4 protein-coding genes and 1 pseudogene are annotated in these 4,145 nt (G+C 40.0%); 4 read left to right on the top strand and 1 reads right to left on the bottom strand.

Annotated features, from left to right (window positions below; translation table 11 throughout):
* Positions 1-117: 117 nt before the first annotated feature.
* A pseudogene (locus BQ8005_RS16900) lies at positions 118-471 on the top strand (nucleotidyl transferase AbiEii/AbiGii toxin family protein); the annotation flags it as partial.
* A gap of 118 nt (positions 472-589) precedes the next feature.
* Here BQ8005_RS16900 and BQ8005_RS16895 read toward each other — a convergent pair.
* Positions 590-1,723, bottom strand: a complete 1,134-nt coding sequence (locus tag BQ8005_RS16895) for an AAA family ATPase (protein WP_075319349.1) — start codon at positions 1,721-1,723, stop codon at positions 590-592.
* A 362-nt stretch (positions 1,724-2,085) separates the two neighbouring features.
* On the opposite strand from BQ8005_RS16895, the gene BQ8005_RS16890 reads away from it, so the two are divergent.
* The 3 genes from BQ8005_RS16890 to BQ8005_RS16880 all read left to right on the top strand — a co-directional run bounded on the left by BQ8005_RS16890 (position 2,086) and on the right by BQ8005_RS16880 (position 4,054).
* The gene (locus tag BQ8005_RS16890) at positions 2,086-2,406 is read left to right on the top strand and encodes a helix-turn-helix domain-containing protein (protein WP_075319348.1); all 321 of its coding nucleotides are present in this window, start codon (positions 2,086-2,088) and stop codon (positions 2,404-2,406) included.
* Positions 2,407-2,522: 116 nt separating this feature from the next.
* Positions 2,523-3,557, top strand: a complete 1,035-nt coding sequence (locus tag BQ8005_RS16885) for a ComEC/Rec2 family competence protein (protein ID WP_075319347.1) — start codon at positions 2,523-2,525, stop codon at positions 3,555-3,557.
* Positions 3,554-4,054, top strand: coding sequence for a hypothetical protein (locus tag BQ8005_RS16880; protein WP_234984109.1), 501 nt, complete (start codon positions 3,554-3,556; stop codon positions 4,052-4,054). The genes BQ8005_RS16885 and BQ8005_RS16880 overlap by 4 nt, the downstream gene beginning before the upstream one ends.
* Positions 4,055-4,145 lie beyond the last annotated feature (91 nt).

Genomic DNA, 4,145 nt, shown 5'->3' with positions numbered 1-4,145 from the left:
AAAACCCACTTGCGTGACCTGTTCGACAAGACTAATTTCAATGATGTCAAAGATCTAAATGATCCCCTGATTCCGGGGCTTTTTGATTAATTGTTTAACTCGTCCCATTTTAACGGGACACTAATGACCCGTTGTTTTACACTTCCAGATTTGTTTGCAGGCAAGATGCACGCACTGGTCTATCGTGTGTGGAAGAATAGAGTCAAAGGTCGTGATTGGTACGACTTTGAATGGTATGTACGTCATAATATACCACTTGATTTTGCTCATTTGGCAGAACGATGCAAGCAGTTCAACAATGAGAATATCACTCCAGAGTTATTCAAGGAGAAACTCATTGAGCGTCTCTCTTCAGCTGATATAAAACAAGTGAAAGAAGATGTATTGCCTTTCGTGCGCAATCCAAAAGAACTTGATATTTGGTCAAATGATTATTTCGTGCAGTTGGCCGGGATGGTAAGAATAGAATAATACAACATTAAGCTTTCTCCAAGAAATAACTACTAAAGTATTTATAGCTTTAGTAAGCCTGCACCTTTTCTTATTGGCGAAGTCAATCCAAGTAAGGTTATACTTATTCATAGTCTTATTATTTTGCAAAGAACTCAGTCTTCAACCAATAGGCATAAATCGGGTCTTGGAACGAGATTTCACCGGCCTTATTATCCAATATATCATTCTTGATAAGGGCAGCCTTTGAGCGGGATATTGAGGTCGTTGAAGAGATTTGATAGCGATGCATCACTTCAGTCGAGCTAATAGCCTTTTCTCCAGCTATAAGAGCCTTGAGGTAGTTCAGTTGCTGTGTGGTCAGTGTTTCGGTGATTGTTACAAACAACAGACTTAACTGCTCCATCAATGCTGTGTGCGCCTCACGTACAATCTCAACAGTACATACATCCTTTGTTCTGAGCCATGAAAGCTGTGCCAGCTGCTGTGCGTAGTATGGATGATTATCTACGAGCTTTGCAATCAAATGGCTTGCTTCATCGTTTATATTCTTGCCGGTATCAGCGAAACGACTCTTGAAAAACTCCACAAGGCAAGGCGTGTCAATCTTATTAAGAAACATCAGGTTGCCGAACTTGTAGAAGGGTTTGGATGAGTCGGTAAACACTTCCATCATCATGTGGCGCTTACTGCCATAGAGACAATAGGCCACACTTTGGTGCAGCTGCCAATGTGAACGCAACTTTTTCTGGAAATAGTCAGGGTCTGTAAATTCCGCGATATTTTGGAACTCATCTACGCAAATCACGATTTTCAGCCCCTTCTTCCTGGCAATCTTTTCGGCAAGATCGAGCACTTCATCTGGATTGCGCTTTACCTCCTCCCAATCAAAGTCAATTGAAACCTCATTAGTGTGGTCTGTACCGATTGAAATTTTGGGAACAAGGCGCGAAAAGAAAGTCTTCGCACTCTCGATTGCCTCCTCCCATTTTGTGGAAGTGGCAGCAATGACCTTTTGGGCGAGCAGTGAATAGAAATGCTCCTCGCTACGTACATTGAAAAGGTCGATATGACAGATTCGGAGGTTGCTGTCCTGCGCCATCGCTAATTTTGCAGCCTTATTTACAAGCGAACTTTTACCCCAACGGCGAGGAGAGATAATAATCGTGTTGATTAGCGACATAAAGTTCTGAACCAGGTCGGCTGTTTCTTTCTCACGGTCAGTAAAATTCTTCTCGGTAGCAATCTTTCCAAATATAAACGGAGTTTCCATAACACTCTATTTTTGATTTTCACCACAAATATAATACATAAAATGTAACTACAAAAAATGTTGCAACAAAAAGTGTATATACATTTATTGTAGTATTTTACTGATTCGTGTCTTCTTTGTATAAATATCAGGGTAAAAGTTGTACAATCATAATGAGTTTCGCTTTCCAGTAAGAAACAATATATTGTTTCTTATAGGTGAAATGCGAACTCTACGAATAATATAACAGCATTTAATGTCTTAACGTCCAATGATGTGGTCAAGCAGATTACGGTAAGAGTAAATTCGAAAAATTATTCCTGTAACACATCATAAAATAAAGTAAAACCGCTATATTTGTATATTATATGATAGTTTGAACTATGACAAAAAGTACGATGGGTACCAAGTTGCCAAGAAAATTGGAGCAGAAGATGCAAATTGTGGGTGAACAAATCAGACTTGCACGATTGCGTAGAAACCTTAGTATCGCTCAGATTGCCGAACGTGCTACCTGTTCGCCTCTTACTGTTTCACGTATCGAGAAAGGGGCACCGACAGTAGCAATAGGCATTTATCTTAGGGTGCTTTATGCGCTTCAGCTGGATGACGATATCCTTCTGCTTGCAAAAGAAGATACAATGGGAAAGGCCTTGCAGGATTTGAGCCTTAAGAAACGAGAAAGAGCATCCAAAAAGGAATAAGAAAAGACTCTATGTATTTGTTGATTTTGATTGGCTTAAAGAGCCAAAACTGATTGGAGGGCATATCAATATATAATAAGTGAAGTATTGTAGATACAAAAAATATAGACACATAAATGAGTAAGATTTATTTCCTTCCTGTAAAACATGGCGATGCGTTCATTATAGAATGCGTTCGTGGAGATACTCAGGGGTTAGTCGTTGTTGATGGTGGGCCAAGGAGTTGTGGGTTTGAGCTTAAGCGCAAGTTGAATGAGTTGGGCACTCCTGACCTTATGGTACTGACCCATTATGATGAAGATCATATTGGTGGAATTCTGCAGTTGGTAGACACATGCTTGGACGATAACATGATACCAGCTAAAGAGGTATGGGCAAACTGCGCAGGTTACGTAGAGGTGGCAGCGAGTAAGTATACAACTGCCGCACACGGTATGCTGCTATCCGTAAGGTTGAATGAATTGGCAAAGCAACATGGAATGGTCTGGCGTAATGATTTGCATGAGGGGATGGAGTTTGATAGGCCTTTTGCCAGCATAGAGGTGGTATCACCTACAGAGGATGTCACGAAGATGGTCATAGAGAAACAGAAAGATGAAGCGAGGCAGCTATTGAATGCGACTCAGAAGGATACGATAGACCTAGAGAAACCTCTCGATAAATTAGCAAAAGAAATACCCCCAGAGCCTAATCTGAAGAAGGATAATGAATTGGCAAATGCAGCGAGTATAGCCTTTATCCTAAGGTGTGATAATCTGAGCATATTGATGTTGGGCGACAGCTATCCCCAGAATGTGGAGAGATACCTGAGAGAGGAAAAAGGCTACTCTGAAGAAAACCCATTAGTCGTTGATTTCGTAAAGGTATCGCATCATGGAAGTAGAAACAATACGAGCAATAGTTTATTGGACATTATCCAATGTGATAAGTTTATTATATCGACCAACGGAGGCAACGGAAGTTCCAATCACCCCGATAGAACTACAATCGCTCATATTTTATGTCACACGAAAAGGAACATGGACACAAAAGTACATTTGTATTTTAATTATAAATTAGAACTGATTGAAACAAATGGTATTCCTTTTTTAAATGAAGGCGAATGTGAAAAATGGAATTTTGAAGTACATGATAATATCAAAGAACTATGAATCTGACAAAAGCAAACATAAAAGCCCTAAGAAAGGTAACAGTTAAGATTGAGTGTTCCAACAACAATAAAGGATCGGGCATCATCGTTTCTGTCGGAGAGAACCTCTATGTCCTTACTGCTGCACATATAATACAAAAAGATACCAAGGATGGCCCTCTAGACAAAGAGCAGATAGGTATTTTGCTCAAGAGGAACAGCCGGACATTCCACTTAACTGTGGAAGAAGTGGTTTACTACAACAAGCCAGAAGAGGATGATGCTACTGTGTTGCGTGTGATAAAACCCAACGGTATGCCCACATCGGGACTTGACCAAGTGCGACTATTGACAACGGATATATCTGGCCAAGCAATCCTCTGTGGCTTTCATAAAGACGACACTTCTCTGAAAATCTACGATGTTGTAAAACGAGGGGAAAAAAGTTGGGCAAGTACAGATATTCAACTTCAGTTTCAAAATTTAAGTCACTACTGTCCCGTAAAAGTGGATAAATAGTTCTTTGAAATTATTGAAATATAGTCAATTACGTGGTTTCTTGAGATGAAACGGACTTGATTTTGCAACTTTGCAGTCTAATACAAATGGC

The sequence above is a fragment of the Bacteroides togonis genome (assembly GCF_900130135.1).
Taxonomy (GTDB): Bacteria; Bacteroidota; Bacteroidia; order Bacteroidales; family Bacteroidaceae; genus Bacteroides; species Bacteroides pullorum.
Note: the sequence above shows the minus strand (reverse complement) of the source record. Positions and strands in the feature narration are given on the sequence as shown.